General features: G+C 33.9%; 21 protein-coding genes. 14 read left to right on the forward strand and 7 right to left on the reverse strand.

Annotated elements, in window-relative coordinates:
* Window positions 1-1,208, forward strand: a 1,208-nt coding sequence (locus AC3OCB_RS06740; RefSeq protein WP_498341574.1) for an ammonium transporter, incomplete at its 5' end; no start/stop codon positions are given.
* An 88-nt stretch (window positions 1,209-1,296) separates the two neighbouring features.
* On the opposite strand, the gene AC3OCB_RS06745 is transcribed toward AC3OCB_RS06740, so the two are convergent.
* Window positions 1,297-2,499, reverse strand: coding sequence for an MFS transporter (locus AC3OCB_RS06745; protein ID WP_498341575.1), 1,203 nt, complete (start codon window positions 2,497-2,499; stop codon window positions 1,297-1,299).
* Window positions 2,500-2,916: 417 nt separating this feature from the next.
* On the opposite strand from AC3OCB_RS06745, the gene AC3OCB_RS06750 reads away from it, so the two are divergent.
* The 4 genes from AC3OCB_RS06750 to AC3OCB_RS06765 all read left to right on the forward strand — a co-directional run bounded on the left by AC3OCB_RS06750 (window position 2,917) and on the right by AC3OCB_RS06765 (window position 5,774).
* Window positions 2,917-3,321: a single stranded DNA-binding domain-containing protein gene (locus AC3OCB_RS06750; RefSeq protein WP_498341576.1), complete on the forward strand. Its 405-nt coding sequence runs from the start codon at window positions 2,917-2,919 to the stop codon at window positions 3,319-3,321.
* A 183-nt stretch (window positions 3,322-3,504) separates the two neighbouring features.
* On the forward strand, window positions 3,505-4,110 hold the full coding sequence (locus AC3OCB_RS06755; RefSeq protein WP_498341577.1) for a hypothetical protein: 606 nt from the start codon (window positions 3,505-3,507) through the stop codon (window positions 4,108-4,110).
* Between the two features lie 25 nt (window positions 4,111-4,135).
* A complete protein-coding gene (locus tag AC3OCB_RS06760; RefSeq protein ID WP_498341578.1) occupies window positions 4,136-4,477 on the forward strand; it encodes a hypothetical protein in 342 nt (113 codons plus the stop codon).
* Between the two features lie 223 nt (window positions 4,478-4,700).
* Complete coding sequence (locus tag AC3OCB_RS06765; protein WP_498341579.1) at window positions 4,701-5,774, forward strand: glucose-1-phosphate thymidylyltransferase; 1,074 nt, start codon at window positions 4,701-4,703, stop codon at window positions 5,772-5,774.
* A 144-nt stretch (window positions 5,775-5,918) separates the two neighbouring features.
* On the opposite strand, the gene rfbC is transcribed toward AC3OCB_RS06765, so the two are convergent.
* Genes rfbC through rfbD form a run of 4 tightly spaced genes read right to left on the reverse strand, consistent with a single transcriptional unit; the run spans window position 5,919 to window position 8,829 of the window.
* Window positions 5,919-6,476 carry a dTDP-4-dehydrorhamnose 3,5-epimerase gene (gene rfbC, locus AC3OCB_RS06770; RefSeq protein ID WP_498341581.1) on the reverse strand — a complete coding sequence of 186 codons (558 nt, stop codon included), beginning with the start codon at window positions 6,474-6,476 and terminating at the stop codon, window positions 5,919-5,921.
* Window positions 6,477-6,531: 55 nt separating this feature from the next.
* Entirely contained in the window at window positions 6,532-7,479 is a 948-nt protein-coding gene (locus AC3OCB_RS06775; protein ID WP_498341582.1) for a hypothetical protein, read from the reverse strand.
* A gap of 11 nt (window positions 7,480-7,490) precedes the next feature.
* A complete protein-coding gene (locus AC3OCB_RS06780; RefSeq protein WP_498341583.1) occupies window positions 7,491-7,916 on the reverse strand; it encodes a conjugal transfer protein in 426 nt (141 codons plus the stop codon).
* A 31-nt stretch (window positions 7,917-7,947) separates the two neighbouring features.
* Window positions 7,948-8,829 carry a dTDP-4-dehydrorhamnose reductase gene (gene rfbD / locus AC3OCB_RS06785; protein ID WP_498341584.1) on the reverse strand — a complete coding sequence of 294 codons (882 nt, stop codon included), beginning with the start codon at window positions 8,827-8,829 and terminating at the stop codon, window positions 7,948-7,950.
* 37 nt (window positions 8,830-8,866) lie between these two features.
* Here rfbD and rfbB point away from each other — a divergent pair, with 37 nt between their 5' ends.
* The 4 genes from rfbB (at window position 8,867) to AC3OCB_RS06805 (ending at window position 11,050) form a co-directional block, all read left to right on the forward strand.
* Window positions 8,867-9,850 carry a dTDP-glucose 4,6-dehydratase gene (rfbB, locus tag AC3OCB_RS06790; RefSeq protein ID WP_498341585.1) on the forward strand — a complete coding sequence of 328 codons (984 nt, stop codon included), beginning with the start codon at window positions 8,867-8,869 and terminating at the stop codon, window positions 9,848-9,850.
* Window positions 9,851-9,981: 131 nt separating this feature from the next.
* Entirely contained in the window at window positions 9,982-10,248 is a 267-nt protein-coding gene (locus AC3OCB_RS06795) for a hypothetical protein (RefSeq protein ID WP_498341586.1), read from the forward strand.
* A gap of 11 nt (window positions 10,249-10,259) precedes the next feature.
* Window positions 10,260-10,673 (forward strand): hypothetical protein, encoded by a 414-nt coding sequence (locus tag AC3OCB_RS06800; RefSeq protein WP_498341587.1) that lies wholly within the window; start codon window positions 10,260-10,262, stop codon window positions 10,671-10,673.
* A 50-nt stretch (window positions 10,674-10,723) separates the two neighbouring features.
* Entirely contained in the window at window positions 10,724-11,050 is a 327-nt protein-coding gene (locus AC3OCB_RS06805; protein WP_498341588.1) for a hypothetical protein, read from the forward strand.
* 256 nt (window positions 11,051-11,306) lie between these two features.
* On the opposite strand, the gene AC3OCB_RS06810 is transcribed toward AC3OCB_RS06805, so the two are convergent.
* Window positions 11,307-11,630: a hypothetical protein gene (locus tag AC3OCB_RS06810; protein ID WP_498341589.1), complete on the reverse strand. Its 324-nt coding sequence runs from the start codon at window positions 11,628-11,630 to the stop codon at window positions 11,307-11,309.
* 73 nt (window positions 11,631-11,703) lie between these two features.
* Between AC3OCB_RS06810 and AC3OCB_RS06815 the strand changes: the two genes are divergently transcribed.
* Both AC3OCB_RS06815 and AC3OCB_RS06820 read left to right on the forward strand, forming a co-directional pair.
* Window positions 11,704-11,889: a hypothetical protein gene (locus AC3OCB_RS06815; RefSeq protein ID WP_498341591.1), complete on the forward strand. Its 186-nt coding sequence runs from the start codon at window positions 11,704-11,706 to the stop codon at window positions 11,887-11,889.
* A 7-nt stretch (window positions 11,890-11,896) separates the two neighbouring features.
* Window positions 11,897-12,073, forward strand: a complete 177-nt coding sequence (locus AC3OCB_RS06820; RefSeq protein ID WP_498341593.1) for a hypothetical protein — start codon at window positions 11,897-11,899, stop codon at window positions 12,071-12,073.
* Between the two features lie 404 nt (window positions 12,074-12,477).
* Here AC3OCB_RS06820 and AC3OCB_RS06825 read toward each other — a convergent pair whose 3' ends face one another.
* Window positions 12,478-13,806 carry an MFS transporter gene (locus AC3OCB_RS06825; RefSeq protein ID WP_498341594.1) on the reverse strand — a complete coding sequence of 443 codons (1,329 nt, stop codon included), beginning with the start codon at window positions 13,804-13,806 and terminating at the stop codon, window positions 12,478-12,480.
* Between the two features lie 983 nt (window positions 13,807-14,789).
* Here AC3OCB_RS06825 and AC3OCB_RS06830 point away from each other — a divergent pair.
* From AC3OCB_RS06830 to AC3OCB_RS06840, 3 genes are all read left to right on the forward strand, one after another.
* Window positions 14,790-15,845 (forward strand): arsenic resistance protein, encoded by a 1,056-nt coding sequence (locus AC3OCB_RS06830; protein WP_498341595.1) that lies wholly within the window; start codon window positions 14,790-14,792, stop codon window positions 15,843-15,845.
* Window positions 15,846-16,620: 775 nt separating this feature from the next.
* Entirely contained in the window at window positions 16,621-17,049 is a 429-nt protein-coding gene (locus tag AC3OCB_RS06835; RefSeq protein ID WP_498341596.1) for a hypothetical protein, read from the forward strand.
* Window positions 17,012-17,515: a hypothetical protein gene (locus AC3OCB_RS06840; RefSeq protein ID WP_498341597.1), complete on the forward strand. Its 504-nt coding sequence runs from the start codon at window positions 17,012-17,014 to the stop codon at window positions 17,513-17,515. Before AC3OCB_RS06835 ends, AC3OCB_RS06840 begins: the two co-directional genes overlap by 38 nt.
* The last annotated feature ends 98 nt before the right edge of the window (window positions 17,516-17,613 follow it).

Consider the following 17,613-nt stretch of genomic DNA (forward strand, 5'->3'; position numbering starts at 1 on the left):
TATTTTATTCCTTTGCAATAGTATTAATTATCTGGATATTAGGAGGATATAGTCTAGCTTTTAGTCATCCTGCATTGATAAATATAGAGGGTTATGGTATTTTAGGGTATCCGTCTCCAGTTTGGCTAGGACATGACGAAGCTGTTCAAACGATTTATGGTCCTAGCGGTACATTGTTAAACATACCTCTATCAACATTTATTTTCTTTCAGTTCACTTTCGCCGCAATAACCCCTGCGTTAATAGCTGGTGCAGTTTTGGAAAGGATGAACTTCAAGGCTTGGATGATATTTGTACCTATATGGAGTTTACTTGTTTATAGCCCCGTTGCTTACTGGTTATTTGCAGGGGGTTGGTTAAACCAGCTTGGAGCTGTTGATTTCAGTGGAGGTTATGTTATACATATAAATGCTGGTTTTGCTGCCTTGGCTGCGGCTTATGCAGTTGGCCCTAGATTAGCTACAGAAAGAAAGTTAGAGGCGCATAATTTGCCATTAGTTCTTCTTGGAACTGGATTATTGTGGTTAGGTTGGGATGGGTTTAATGGTGGTGATCCTTATGGAGCAACAATTGATGCAGCAATAGCAGTATTAAACACAAATATTACAGCAGCTGTTGGTGCTATAGTATGGATGTTAATGGATATGAAGTACTTTGGAAAACCTACACTAGTTGGAGCAACAACTGGAGGAATAGTAGGAGCGGCAGCTGTGACCCCTGCTGCAGGTTATGTTAATGGATGGGAGTCAATAGTTATAGGTCTAATAGCTGTCCCTGTAGCCTGGTTCTCACTCTACATTCTAGAACCTAAACTAAAAGCTGATGATACTTTAGGAATACTTTCGACACACGGGATGAGTAGTGTTGCTAGTGGGATATTAACGGGAGTTTTTGTTGATCCTACAGTAACGCAATACATAGACCCGGGACTAAAAGGCGCTCTTTACGGGAATTTGCACCAATTACTAGTCCAATCATTAGCAGTTGTAATAGTAGCTGGCTATTCATTTTTACTCACTTATGGACTACTGAAGATAATAGGGTTATTTGTACCGTTACAAGCCTCGCCACAAGACCTTGTTATTGGCGACTATGCTATGCATGGCGAGGTTGCTTATTCCGAGCTGTTAGCAACATTACCAGAGAGTAAAGAAGTAGTTCAAAAAGAAGAAACAGAAGAGGACGAGAAAGAAGAAGAGGAAAACTAGACATAAGCTTGATTTTTCAGTTTAGTAGCGTGGTGCTTCAGATCTACAAAACGTATATAGTACTTGTTTTGTCCTTATGTCCTTCCTCTCAATCTCCTGCAGGTATGTATTTTACCTTCTTTTTAGCTTGAGCCTCTGTGACGTTCCAAAAGAATTTGTAATATAAAAACAAGTTCATCATATTTATTACAAACGAAGAGACAAATGGGATAGACAAAGCTAACGTTAGGAGAAATCCCGAAGCTACTGTAGATATTGCAGATGGCAAAAGTCTAGCAGTCTGATTTATTCCGCTAGCTGAAGCCCTTCTCCTCTCGCTTATTAAGTTCATCATAAGGGCCTGTTGGGATGGAAGAGCAAAAACTCTAAATGTTGTAAATGCAACATAATCTATTTCAGCAAATAAAGGTAATCGTAAAAATGGGAATATTAAAATAAGAAAAGAGGAAAGGGCTCTCGTTATAATTATGAACTTTACAAAACCGAGATGTTCTGTAAAGTACGGCGTTAAGAACATTACTGTAGCAGAAACTACACCTCCTATAAAGACAATTAGACCTATTTCACCTCTACTTAAGGAGTAAAACTTTTCAAAAATAACCGGGATGAAAGGAGTTATAAGACCTTGTGCTATCCCGTTAAATATTCCGGTTAGTGTAAATTTCTTGATTACTGAAATATCTTTGTCATTTTGCTCTTTGTTTACTTCTTCTTTTTTAATTGGGGAGACCTTTATTGGTATTGAGGAAATGAAGGAAATTAAAGAGAGAATAAGACCTATGGCAAACAGTTCATGATAATCCTTTATATAGCTTAACAAAGCTCCTCCTGCCCCTGCATATGTAGATGTTAAAGTGAAAAGTGTATAAATTCTAGTTCTGTTTTCTGGAGAGGTCTTTTCAGCTAAAATAGCAGTCTGTATTGGAGCTACGGTAGCACCAACACCTCCTCCCACTAGACCACCGGCAATTCCAAATCCTCCAAGGGCTGAGGCGATAGCCAGTAGATAGAAATTATTCGTTATCATTATAATTAAAATACTCAAGGGAAGTAACGCTAAAGTTATTAGTAATGATAGTTTTCTGCCTTTTATATCAGCGTAGATAGAAAACGCGAATGCAATTAATGGAGAAGCAAACGCCCCTATACCAAATAAGACTCCAATTTGGACTAAGGACAAACCTATGTGAAGGAAATACAAACCAATTATTACTGAGATAAACCCAGCTGTAATGCTCCTTGTTATCCTCGAAATTAAAAGAAGGGTTATGTCAAGTTGGTTCCTTTCCACATAAAAAATTAGGGGGCGAACAATAAATTATTATTGGAAGTTGACAAAGAGTCTCTTTTGGATATCTTTGGTCTCTCGAGTGTTAAAAAGAGCTAATTAACAATGACCGAAAAATTATAAGTGTAATTAGTACATATCAGAAAAGTATTGTCACTACGGAATTATCATTTCGGAATTATCATTTCAGTTTTATCTTCTTAATATATAAAAAATTAATATTTTCTAGAAACAATAATAAATAGATATAAAAATTAAGTTCTTAATTTATTTATGTGTGGAGTATGAATTTTTTATTTCTCAATTTGAGGCAGACAACTCTTCATTAAATTAACTTTCTAAACTTAAAACTAGGAAAGCAACAAAACTGTCAGTTAAATTTATTATGATAGTACTGTACTCTTATTGAGCGCATAAAAAATGAAAGTAAACGAACTCCAACCAAGAAAAAGTGCTACAGTCACAGTAAAAGTTGTAAGTAAGGGGGAACCAAAACAAGTTATGGGTAAAGATGGCACCCCTCATAATGTAGCAGATATTTTAGTAGGAGATGAAACAGGGAGTATATTATTTAGTTTATGGGATAATGATATTGATAAAGTTTCTGAAGGCGATGTATTAAAAATTACAGATGGATATGTTACTGTAGTTAGAGGTTCAATGAGGTTAAGCTTGGGAAGACAGGGTAAAATGGAAAAAGTAGATGAGAATATAGAGAATGTAAATACTGAAAATAACTTATCAAATAAAAAAGTAGAGGAAGGTCCAAGACCTAGAAGATTTGGCGGCGGTAGAGGAAGGTTTAATAGAGGAGGAAGGTATTAAAATAAGACAAGATAAAAAGAGAATTTTCTTTAATCTACTTTTATGCAATTTTTAGATAAAATCGTATCTCGACTGTCTCAAGAAACATTTATAAAATGAATAAATTGTGGTAATTTGTAGTTGTCTTGATAAACACCTTATGGCTAATTGAAAGTTTTTAACTATATAACAGTATATAAACTTATGGCAAGAGAGAAAGAAGAACTGAGAATTGATGAGCTGTTGAAGTCAGTTTACCAAAATATGCCTGCATATAAGGAAATGAAGGACAAAGTTGAAAAATCTCCTGTTGACGTATCCTTATACCTTTCCTTAGTTCACTCTCTCATTGAGATGAAAAATTATAAGATGGCCAATCTATTCTCAAGCGTTGCAAATATCTTACTATTGCTTAAGGAACTCAGTATTGACCTAGAGAAGGATGTAGTTAAGATCCCTATTTTACTATTAGAGGCCTTTACTGAAGGAGATTTTAAAAAGATAGGGGAAGTATTGGACGATAGCAAAAGGGTAGAAAGAGCTATACAGTCTCTATTGATCTCCTATGACCATCCGAAGCTTAAACAGCTATATGACGAGATAAAAGAGGTGAGAGAAATCATAGAGGAAATAGTTAAAGACCTCTTTTTACAGCCCGATGTGAGAGAGTTCGATGACGGTATTTATGTTGATTTTAAAGTTGGGGACGCAGTAAATAGTGAAGTCCATGACGCTACTGTAGAAATTATTAGGGATAAGGATAATAAGGTGGTTGCGATTGACATTATTTTTAATGAAGCAAAACAATAAAAATTGATTTTCATTATAAAGAGTTGTGCTTTCTATATGCTACGAAATATTAAACTTATCTAATTGTAAAATAAGTCGTCATTATATTGCAAAAGTAGAACGTCACATAGAGGAGTTTCTTGATAATGGACTAGATCCAGTAATTCTTTGTAAATATATAGAAAAAGTCTGCAAAAACCCTCATATATACACTTTTCAGCAAGAGACAGAGAGAGGAACTCAATATAGAGCTTGCTTTAAGATAAAAGAAGACTTTTATTTAGAGATAAACTACACAATAAAGGGAGACGACGTATTTATAATAACAATAATAAGGGAAAGCAGTTTAAGAAAAATCGTTAACCGATGTGGAAGATATTACGAGTAGTATCTCTATCTGTATCACTCAGACACACAGACAAAAGAAACCTACTATAGAACCTATCATTCCTCCAATTCTTTGTCACTCAAGTTTTTAGAAGATAAGAGTATATAGCTTAATACTTAAGTAAAGCAAATTTTTCATGGAACTAATTGATTTTACGAGACAAGATCTATCACAAAGTTTTCAATATTCCAAAATTTATAAATCCTTATTCATACTACAAAATATGAAAGGATTACTGTTAGCTGGTGGTCAAGGGACTAGATTAAGACCTTTGACTCATACGGGAAATAAACACACAATACCTATTGCAAATAAGCCTATGGTATTATACGCCTTAGAGAACTTAGTGAACGCAGGGATAAAGGAGGTAAACGTTATTATAGGTCCGTTAAAGGAAGGTATAATGAATATTATTGGTGATGGTTCAGCCTATGGTATTAGAGTTAATTACATTGAGCAACCTGAGGCACTAGGATTAGCACATGCAGTTATGATCTCTGAGAAGTACTTGAAAGACGAACCTTTCGTTATGCACTTAGGGGACAATCTGTTAAGAGACGGGGTAACAGAGTTTGTGAAAAGATTTGAAGAGACAAACGCTGATGCAGTCATAGGGGTTACAAAAGTTAAAGACCCTAGGCACTATGGAGTTGTAGTTTTAGATGAAAGAGGAAAACCAATAAAGCTTATAGAAAAACCAAAAGAACCACCATCAGATCTAGCCTTAGTAGGAGTTTACGTCTTTTCCCCAGTGGTCTTTAATTACGTGAAAAAGCTAAAGCCGAGCTGGAGAAATGAGTACGAAATCACTGATGCAATTCAGTTAATGGTTAATGATGGTAGGAAAGTTGAGGTTGTTGAGGTAAAGGGCTGGTGGAAGGATACTGGGAAGCCAGATGACTTGCTAGAGGCAAACAGGCTTGTGCTCGATGAAATTAAGACAAACATACAAGGGAAGATAAGTGATAACGCTAAAATCGAGGGGAGAGTTACAATTGGTGAAGGGACAGTAATAGAAGATAATGTAGTAATTAGGGGACCAGCAATAATCGGGAGAAATTGTGTTATAGGTCCTAATGTTTATATTGGTCCTTATACTTCAATAGGTGATGGAAGTATATTAAAGAACGTCGAGATTGAAAATAGCATTATAATGAAGGAAGTTAGAATAGAGAACGTTAAAAATAGGATTTCTGATAGTATTATTGGAAATAACGTGGTAATAGCTCATGACAGCAGAGTACCGAAGTCTTACAAACTCATTGTAGGTGATAGGTCTACAGTGATTTTAGAGTGATTGTGGATGTCTAGTGAATTATTCTTGCTTTTGAAGATGATACTTAACGTTGTATTTAAATACATTTTGAGGCATGTTAACTTCTTTTAAACGTTTTTATCACTTTTTTCCGTTCTCTTTAAAGCTCATATTCAGTCCAAGGTATTAACAAGGGCTAACCCCATACTCAAAGTTAACGTTAGACTCTTTTAGCAAAGGAAGTTTTCTGTCCTTTTCAGATATAATAGGGTTATCAACAGGCCACTTTACATTTATTTCTGGGTCATTCCAAGCGACACCGGAATCGTGTTCCTTTGAGAACTCCCTACTTACAAAATATACTACGTTAGAGTCTTCTAATGCTACAAAACCATGTGCAAAACCTACAGGGATCCACAACATTTTACCGGGAGTTAGCTCAGCACTTACCCACTTCTTATACGTTGGTGAACCCTTCCTTAAGTCGACTGCAACGTCATAAATCCTTCCAGAAATTACTGTAACTAGCTTACCTTGTGGTTTAGGCATAATCTGGAAGTGGAGACCACGTAAAACTCCCTTTCTCGAGAAAGAGTGATTAAGTTGAGGGAAACTACAAGGGATGTAACTCAGAAAGTCACTCTCTTTATATAACTCTTCAAAAAAACCTCTATTATCGTTAAAAATAGTCGACTCTACAAGAATAACTTCAGGGATTTCAGTTCTAACAAACTTAAATGGCATGATATTAGTTTATCAAGTGACAATAAATATTTGATCAAGATATGGGTCAAATCTTTTAACTTATAATATCGTTTCCTATATTATCATAATATTCTTCAAGAATTTCCATAAACTCTGGGTTTTTTGAAAGCTTATATAATTCTGTCCCAATTGTAGATAAATAATCCATGAGATAACGTTGATTTTCTTTTATGTCATTTAAGTAATTTTGTGCATCTATATCAAAAGGATAGAAACCTTCTGTAGCCGCATCAGAAAAGTAGTCCGCTATCAACATTAAATCAATAAGTTCTTGTATGCCTATATTAGTAAGATTTAATATATATTGAAGGATGTAGGGGTTTTCTGCTAGATATTTCATGCTTTCTCGTGATTTTTCATCTGTTGACTCTGAGTTTATAGCATCCCTTAATGTTTCTAATACACTATCAATGTACTTAGGTATATCGAGTCTTGTTATCAACTCTAGTCTTAATTTTTCTATATCTTGGAATTTTCTCTCTTTTAGTCTTTTTGTTTTATCTTTCTTTTTCATAGAATCCAAATAGTTATATATCTTGTTATAAACATCTCCTAAATCCTTTTCACCTATGCTATGAAGAATTTTGCTTACCTCTAAAAATATCAGAGGAATCTCAAAATGTGATACAGGGTAGTGTCCAAGGCTTTCAAGGCTTTCAATAGTAATAGCTCTGCTTTTCAATCTTTTACTTATTTTTACTATCCTTTGAAGTCTTCTATCTACAATAGTTTCTACTTTCTTTACCAAGGGGAATACTGGGAAAAGTACAATTACATCATAAATAAGTAGAAGAGCTTTGATAAAAGACTCTGCACTTCTAGCCAAAAGAGCAATTTTATGCATTTCTTGATACTGAATTATATCAAGATCTTCTTCTCTTGATCGAGAAATACTATTCCAAATTGAATTTGCATTTCTCAAAAAACCTATACCATTTTTTACAAAGAAAGAAAATGGTAACTCTATTCGCTTATCTTCCATAAATCTCTTCCTTAAATTTTATCCTTTATTATTGAGTACTTTGAATATTCTGGATACTTCTCATATACATACTTTAGTATATTGTTTCTGCTCTTCTTAACCCATTGTCTGAAAAATGCTAGCACATCACTATCTACATTAATTTTCATTTCTTTAGCGAGTTCGTAAGACTCCTTTTGTCCTATAACAACTCCTGCTAAATTTTTCACATCTCCATAATTTATCTTGACAAAGCCCTTATGTGCTAGTTCGTATAAAGCGGCCTGTAACTTTTCTGAATAGGGGCCAAATAAGTAAGGTTTGAAATCTAGTTCCAAGTTAACGTTTTTCTCCTTTTCTAAAAGAAAGAAAATCTTCTGAAACTTAGTAGCTGTTACTTCAGCTTTCTCTTCTTTTGCTACGTAAAGGAGAGTTAAAATATAATCATAAACACTCATACATCATTTTTCTTCCGGCTAATATATAAACTTAGACGCGAGGATGAAAGTATTCATCCATCTCTTCTTTTAACCTCTTTAACGCTTCATTAACAATCAAAGGCTTATTGCTTAGTAGCTTCATCGCTTTCTCTACGTTTAAAGAAGAATTCTTGGGTCTCTTAGCTTTCCACTTAATTTCATTCATTGAAATTGGGGTTATCAAACTCATGTCCAAGTTGAAGACCCTCGCTAGATTAACTGAGAAATCATAACGGCTTATTTGAGAAGCGTCAGCTAGATGAATAATTTCCGTCATTTTCCTTTCAACAGCTTCTTTCAACATTAAAGCAAAAGAGGTGTTTAGTGTTGGTGAAGTGACTTGATCCTTAACAATTCTCACCCTTTCATTGTTTTTCAACTTCTTCAAAAGCCACAATGCGAAATTGTCTTTGCCACTAGCTGGGTTTGAACCATAAGGCGTGCTTGTCCTAACAATTAAATACTCTTTAGACTGCTTAACTGCTTCTTCACCCATCAATTTAGTTAAACCATACACGTTTACGGGATTTGGCTTATCATCTTCTTTATAATTCCCTCTTTCACCGTCAAAGACGTAGTCAGTAGAGATGTACACGATGAAAGCTGGTATTTTTGCGATCTCTTTAGTAACTTCATAATTAAGAAGCTTAGCTAGATCGGGATTTTCTTCACACTTATCAACATCTGTTAAAGCTGCAGCATGAATTATTACATCCGGTTTCTCCTTTTCTATTTCTCTTACATTCTCTTCTTTCGATAGATCTAGTTGTAAATAAGACTCCGTTTCAGGTTTTGAACTATGGTAAACCCCTATTACCTCGTAGCTCTTAGAGAATACCGATATAATCTTCTTACCCAATAGTCCACCAGCACCAGTTACTACAATCCTCACAAGTTAAATTAATAAGTGAAAATTAAAAAATGGATGTATGAAGTTTCTAGTAACTGGAGGGCTAGGTTTTATCGGAACAAACTTTGTTAGGTTACTTCTGAAGAAAGGAGTAAAAGAGATAGTTAACGTTGACAACATGAGTTATGGCTCTCACCCAGACAATATGGTTGAAGGTGTAAAGTTCTATAAAGCTGATATAGCCGATCCTAAGGCAATAGAAGAAATAATAAAGGAAGAAAAACCAGACGTGATAATTAATTTCGCTGCAGAGAGCCACGTAGATAGGAGCATTGTTGACCCTCTCTCCTTTGTTAGAACTAACGTCTTAGGTGTAGCTTCCTTACTTGAAAGTGTAAGGAAATATGATGATAGTGTAAGGTTTATTCAAATTGGCACTGATGAAGAGTATGGAGAAATATTTTCTGGTTCATTTACAGAGGAGGACAGATTAAAACCTTCATCTCCTTATTCAGCCTCAAAGGCTGGTGGTTCCTTGTTAGCTCTCTCATATGTAAGGACTTACGGACTTGACGTTATGGTAACTAGGTCTTCAAATAACTATGGACCGTACCAGTTCCCGGAAAAATTAATTCCAAAGACAATTATTAGGGCATCTTTAAACATGCCAATTCCAGTGTATGGAACAGGGAAAAACGTAAGGGACTGGATATTTGTTGAGGACAACTGTGAAGCAATATTTACTGTGGCACAAAAGGGAAAGAAAGGAGAAATATACAACATTTCGGCAAATGAGGAAAAGACAAACCTAGATGTTATAAAGACTGTGTTAAAGATCATGGGAAAGTCAGAAAGCTTAATAAAATTCGTTGAGGACAGACCTGGACATGATTTTAGGTACAGTATTTCATCAAAAAAGCTTAGAGAGTTAGGCTGGGCTCCTAGATACACATTTGAAGAAGGGATAAAGGTCACAGTAGATTGGTATTTAAGGAATGAATGGTGGTGGAAGAAAGTGATAAATGACAAAGTTATTGCAGAAACTCCATGGAAAGTGCAATAACTTATTTGAGTCCCTTATTAGATACCGCAGTTTTACTAAGCATAGTTATTAGCAGTCAGTGTTTAATATAAACTATTAGTTTTTGCCTTGTTTACCTAAAAACATTTATTTAATAGTACAATTTATATAGTATGGAATACATGTTTCATTCAAGCAATACTGTAAATGTTAACACTACTGCCAATTACTATCAATATGATTTCAAACCCGTTAGAGGAGAAAGAGTCGAAGCAGAAATTCTAGTAAGCAATGAATGTGGCATTACTATTAAGCTGTCTAATGAAGACCCTGTAGATGTAGAAACTTACACAGAAGCTACTGTAATTCTATATAAAGACAAAAATGGAAAAATAGTTGTGTTGGACATAGAATATGATCCTTCAGCTCCAACTTGCTAATGGTGGATGATATGGAGGTGAGCGTAACTGATTATGAAGTAAAAAGCATAGAGCCTATGAAGATTGTTGCAAAAGCTGATGACGAAAATATAGTTATTAGAATATTTTTTGTTCCAATAAGTATTTATATCTCAAATGATCAGAGAGTTATCTCGCCAGTCGTAAACTCAGTGGTGAGTGTTAAAAGTGATAAACCTAGGTTTGGGGAACCATGCACTTCTTCAAAAGTCATGTCAGAGAAACCTAGTAGGATTGAAAAATATGAGATAGTTAATGAGGGAAGCACAGTAGTTGTAATTAATGATAAAGAGTTTATAATTAAAGCAAAAATTACAAATCTTAATATATTTACTAATTTAAGAGACAATTTTGGAAACCCTTGTGTGAACATATCATGGATAGTTTTGGCTTCTGTCAAAACATAGATTGTGAAATAAATCCAAGTATTAATAAAAGAAATAAACTGGAAGAGCGAATGTATTGGGACGTAATAACTCTTGTTCGTAACAATATTGATCCCGATAAAATTTGTGAAGCAATAAATTATGTGTGTAACAACCCAGAGGATTATTGTTGTCTTCAATGTTATGACGTACTAGAGGAGGATTATAAGACAAACGAATGTAAAAAGAAATGTGAAGGTAGAGCAAGAAGGGCTTATTGCTTTGATTTTGGTATAAAGGATAAATATCTAGTAATTGCTGAAGTGAGTGAAAGTAATGTTACAATAGTAACGTTTTTTCTTATTTCAAGAACTAAAGATTTCATAAATAAATGTGGCAATAAGTTCATTCCTATCTAGCCAGAGTTCTATTTGCTTTCTTAGGTTCTTGCTCCTTTTCTTTTCAGCATCTTACACGGACGCTTAAACAAATAAAGAAAAGAAATGAAAACTTCTTAATTAACGAAATCTCCTTTATAATTAGTATTATCTATTTCTCTCTAAATGTTCTTATCATTATATTATTTGGTTATTACGAGATTATATAAATAACCAAACTATTAGACCTTTGAAGTAGATATTACTGATTTCTTGGTCTCGATTCTCTAAAAAGGTTTTACGAGGTATTATTTGATTTCTCTATATTCAAAATAACTATAAACTTTTCAGCTTTTATCTTTTTGATAAACTCCTTTAGCTTTTTGTCATCTGGTTCTACTGATATATAAACAATCTTGTTTTCTTCGTCAACCCCGATAGTTACAAACGCATCTCCCTCTTCTGATTTTACAGGTTCTCTATTTTTGAAAAATACTAGTAAGTTTCCGTATTCTTTGTCTGTAGATATATTAATTTCATCTATAGCGTTTATCATTTGAGAAGAAGTTATAATGTTTGTTGAAAAGTTACTAGGGAATGTATTGTAATAAGGCTGACTCATATCATTAAATAGTATTTCAAATATTAAAGCTTAATACAATAAAACATTTATTTCTATCTAGTGAAAGAGGTTTGTGAGCTTTGAGTTAATTGGAGTTGAAGAGGGTAAGTATGTTGTTGAAACTGAAGAGGAAAAATTGACAATAAAGATAATTCCGATAGTTTTAAACGTAGTTGAGGAAGAAGGAAAAGTTGGTATAATACTGACAAGTGTTATATCAGCAACAACTGAAAAACCAAAATTTTGGTCCTTTATGTGAGTCAGTAATGACAAAAATCAAATCCCTTAAAGATAGTATCTTTAATGAGGAGAAAAAGGCAAAGTTTAGAGTAAAAGTGAAGGATAAAATAATTGAGGCAATGATAAAGGTGAACAATATTTCAGTTTATGGAGAATATAGAGATCCGGTAGGACCTCCAAGTCTGACCTCCTCCCAGCCCTAAAGGGCGAGGCTTTTTGTTGTAAAGGAATAAATATAGATGATTTCGTGCTAGTAATAGTTTTTGATATTAGGTATGATATTATAAAAATAATAACTGCTTATTTTACAAGCAACTTAAAACTATGAAAAAGAGGTGCAAATCATAATAATGTTACGGACGCCTTGAATTTAGAATTTACTAACTTTCTTTTCGACTTTATCACATTGCAAAATAAGCATTATTAGACCTTATATTTGTTCAGTTAATTTATAGAATGCTCAAGTATAATGTGTTTTCGAAGGTCATAGAGATTATATAGCTATGCATAATCTTTATGGGAGTGTCTGTGATCTTTTTAACCAGATAAAGGGTGAAAGAAACTACTAGGACTGTGAGAACTCTTCAAGAAGAGAGTCAAGTAGCAATTACTTATTCAAAGTTCTTGTATTTTCTTCGTCATGTATTTCCTCTAGCCTCACAAAATTAACGTCAATTCCTTTAAAATACCACATAATAGAAGCTCCTCCACCAATAGCCCATAATATAAGGGTATAGACAAAATATAGGAATAGATTATGTGATAAGTAATCTAAAACTGCTAGAAGTGATATAGAAGATATTGATGGTACTAATCTAACAAGTCCTATCATAAACGCCCTTGATATATTAGGCATTAAAACGGCTTCATGTATTGTTCTGGTCGCCCATGCAAATTCACTAAAGAACATGTTTACTGCTAAAAGTATGTAGAAGTCTCCTAAGTTAAAATCCTTGGTTAGGAAAATTATTGGTATCATACTTAATGTCCCACCTAGATATGAAAAGAGTGTAAATCTTCTTGTTTTAACCTTGTTTATTATTAAAGTTGCAATGAACCCAGCAAGTGATGCACTCAAATTTGCTATAAATATCATAAATGCGAGAGTATTGCCAGAAAAGTAAAGATCAGCAACGACGTAACTCATCAATACACCGGTTAAAAACTGCGAGATCCCTATTAAAACTAGAAATAAGAAACTAAGGCCAAGACCTACTTTCTTTTCCGCTTTGCTCTCTCTTATTTCGCTTATTTTCCTAGCCAATCTTTTTACTTCCTTTTCTGCCTCATTCACCTTTCCTTTCACTGTCAGCCATCTAACCGACTCAGGCAATGACAACCTTATTACTATAGCTGTTGCAAACCCTGCAACTGCTACTAAACCAATTGATAAGAGCTCATATGTAGGTGAATACGATGTAAAATATCCCACTAATGCAGCTATCATTATACCAATATTGTTAAAATTTGGTGCTAGAATCAATATCTGCTCTCTGTATTTTAATGGCATCATTTCTGCCATATAAGATAACATTACAGGCACTTCTCCTTCAACGCCAAAAAATCCTAAAAATACTCCTGCTGCTATTAAAATAATATAAGGCATATCAGCTAAGCTAGTACCATTAAGGTCTGCTAACAGATCGGCTATGATTATAAGTATAGTTCCCAAAGAATAAAGGCCCATAGTTATGAAAAAGGTCGTTTTCCTTCCTAACTCCTTATCAGATAAAAATGGTAATACTAAATCTCCAGCTATTAGACCATAGACTGGCGTCAATAAGAAATAGATGTTTTTTATTGAGTTATAAATTAAAGGTGTAATTGATGATATAACTCCCCACATGAAGAAACCAATAATAAGCGATAAAAACATTAAAGTGTGTAATGATGTCCATTCACTTTTATCGACCAATTCTAAAGGTTTCTTTTCCACAGTTATATTATACTTTGTTGACTCATAAAATTGCTTGTATAAATTCCTAGAACCTTAATTTTTATTGAATTGAGTATTTATATTCTTTTTTATAGCATATCTGATTGATTCTAAATTAACTTGTTATAACACTTTTATTTTATTACTGTACAGAAATAAAGGAATCAAATTAATCAAAACGTGCCACCTTTTAGGGCTGTATTGTAAAAGCGTGGTTTGAAAATGATCTATTACAATTGAAAGTCTCGCTCTTTAGAGAGTGGAGAAGGTCAGGCAGAGTTGCAAGTACATTATTTTTTCTTTATACAACTATCGGACAATCAAGAGCTACAAATTATATAACAAGAGATTCGCACACCCTTCAAGAGCAAGCAAAAACCAAGATAATTTCCCTCATTCAGAGTTTATAGAAGACTGAGAAAGGCTTTGACGGAGAAAATTCGGAAACTTTATCTTTATAGAGTGTTAGCTAACCATTACGCATTGAATTCTACTTATGTTACCTTAGTCAGTAGTATTAAGGGTAAAAAGTTTGAGGAAGAAGTTTATGTAGAGCTTAACTATAAGGAGTTAAGGGAATTAATAAAGTTGCTTTAGCCACGCTTTTTGTTCTAGAGAAATAATAGTACTAGAAATATTCGAAGTATGATAGAATTAGAGGGAGAGAGATGCATGAAATGCTTTTAAAGTAGCTACCGCAAATAAGAAGGATTACGTTAACATTTTGTTCTTTAAATTCTCTTCTTGATTCTCTTCCTCTAATCAACTCTAATTTCATCTTTCTAATGAGGAAGTTTGACTCCACTCAATCATATTAGTCCTCATACATTCTTTATCCACTTTTCATTATTGCTAAACATTCTTCTTATACTCGCTATAATTTAAATTTTGCTTTCATATGATATGTTTAATTATTTAAACAAATATTTTAAATACTATGTTATTTTATCTTATCCCACTAGTCAGAAACACGGTGGATTTACTTGAAAAACAATAAGATTATAAAAAACCTAAACATAAGAACGTTGCTCTTCCCAATATTTGTTGTAATAGCAATAGTTCTAGGGTTGTATCTAGGGGTTAACTTCAAGGCAGAAAGTTCTATTGTAGGTACCTACGGTATACCCATTGGTCTTTTCTTTATGATCTATCCTCCCATGACAAAGGTAATGCTAGACCAGCTTGCCAAGTCATTAAAGGATATGAAAAGTGTTTCATTGATGTTATTTTTAAATTATGTGATTGATCCGTTTCTTGTTGCAGGACTAGGGTACTTCTTTTTCGATATCGTGTTTTATCATTTTGGTCTTCTTAGTATGGATGTTGCGAAACAAGTTCTTGTGGGAGTGATTTTGCTAGGAGTTGCACCGTGTATAGCAATGGTTCTCGTTTGGACAGACTTGTCTAAGGGTAACATGCCCATGGCTGTATCTTTCGTTGCTTGGAATTCTATCATTCAGATAATCACTACTCCTTTCTTGGTCTACATTCTTGCAGGAATAACTGTTATGATAAATCCTCTTTTGATTTTGGAAAGCGTCTTACTTTATTTGGCTCTTCCATTAATAGCTGGAGTTTTAACAAGAAGAACACTTGAAGATAAACCTTATTTTCCTAAAGTTTTAAACCTTTTAGGCAACGTTCAAATCATAGCTCTACTATTTACAATTCTTGTCATATTCTGGAGTGAAGGATATGGGATTTTGGAATACCCATCGTTAATATGGATGATAGCTGTTGTCATGCTTACCTTTTATTTCGTTCTTTTCCACATTGGTTATTTCGCTTCAAGAAAATTGGGGTTTAACTATGAGGATGCCACAGCTATAGGATATAGTGTAGCCGCAAGGGATTTTGAGGTTTCAATAGCCATTGCCTTAGTAGCTTTTGCAAGTTACACATATGTGCCAATTACAACTGCCATAGGGCCGTTGTTAGAAATACCATTAATGTTGATGCTTGTTGCCGTTCAATTAAATAGGAGGAAGAAACTGTTGGATAAGGAAAAAATGATAAAGAAGGAAGAAATTAATAAATAATGCAGTTATATTTCTAAAACACACAGATTTTTTTTTGAAAAAACTGTTATCATTTTTATCCAAGAAATGAATAGGAAGTAAGCCGTTAATATTTAACATAATTCTCAAGGATAACTCCATTATCATATAACATAGCATGATAGGAAACCAAGATTTTTTCCAGAAAGAGATATTAACAATTTCTCGTTCGGAAATCTTATTCCCTAAAATCATACCAACCTTAATGCATTACCAAACTGTTTAAATCTCCTTCTGTTTGAAATGATTGTTAAGAGAAGATTTCATAACTCTGGATTTTCATTTCTCTTGCGTTCTTGCGGTCTTCTTACTCATATACTGATTTCCTTAACAGATATAGATTTAATGAAAATATTTTCAATGTTTTTTGTAATAAAGGAAAATCGTATCCTTGACCCCCCTTGTAGTTCCATCTATCATCTCAAGACTTTCAAACTTTGATGGTGGTTTTATAGATTTAACTCCTCTTTATTCCTTTATCATATACAACTTTACAGTTAAAACAAATATATGAACTATTCAGTCAGTCAATCAAATAAGTTTGACTGACTAGTTGATAAGTTTAAATACTTGACTGACTAGATAGTTAATTATGGCAAGTGAAAAAGCAAAGACAATATGAAAGTGGAGAAAAGTCGGTCTAGATTTTGGGGTAATAAGCGTAACTGAATGACTAATAATAATTGCGGCTTTTCTTGGCAGATACCTTCTCCAGTTTTATTAAACATCTATAGCATCCCTTGCGCTTGCCTTCGGAATGAACAATTTTGAAGTTGGCATAGGTTTCGCTTTATTTACAGTTGCATTTGCCCTTTCAGCATTTGCAATGAGACAATTTAAACCAAGTCAGCTTAGAGATGTTGAAATAATTTCACTGTTTTTATTAGGTATAACTATGCCTCTTTACATATTTATACATGGATACGCTGAGGTTTACACAGTAATGATAATTGATGGCTTTATTACGGGCATAGTTATGGATTCATTTATGACGATGGCAGGAATGGCATCTGTGGAACAAGATAAAAGACAAGTAGAACAAGCAGCTTTTTCATTCTGGGTCGCGTTAGCTTTAATAGTTGCACCATTTACCACAGGTTCTCTTCTAAGTCTGGGGTATAAAAAGACTGTTTCTCATATTTGCATTTATGACGTTTGCAGCAATTCCATTTGTTGCAGCACTTAGAGGTAAATGTGCGCTAAAGTACTTAGAGGCAAAGGGCCATAAAGGAAGCAGAAAAATCTCTTCACTTTTTAAAAACATGCAGTTCAATTGGGCAGTAATACTCGCGTTTGCCTATACAATTCCATTCTTTATAATTATGTCATATGGAGTAATATATGGCGGAATGCTTGGTCTTTCACCCAGTATGGTCTTTTACTTGTTGGCAGTGATGTTTGTTGGTGATGTTGTAACAAGATTTATAATAAGATTGAAATCTCCAATTATGAATAGAAAACCATATCTTCTTTTTGCTGTAAGCATTGCGCTTTTAGCAGCAATTTTCTTAGCTCTTAGTAATATATCAGTTGCATTTCTCATTTTAGCTTTCCTTATTGCAGGAATTCCAGATGGAATCTCATGGACTCTTGGTTTACAACTGAAAGCCTCGCTCTTTAGGGCGGGGGATGAAAAGCTTAAATGCGAATAAAGATGATCTGATTTTATGGCTAGGTCAACCGGATTTCAAATCACAGTTCAGATGAAGGTTGCACCTAGTCATGAGGTTAAACACCTTGCGTATGTATA

This window comes from Sulfurisphaera sp., from assembly GCF_059755235.1.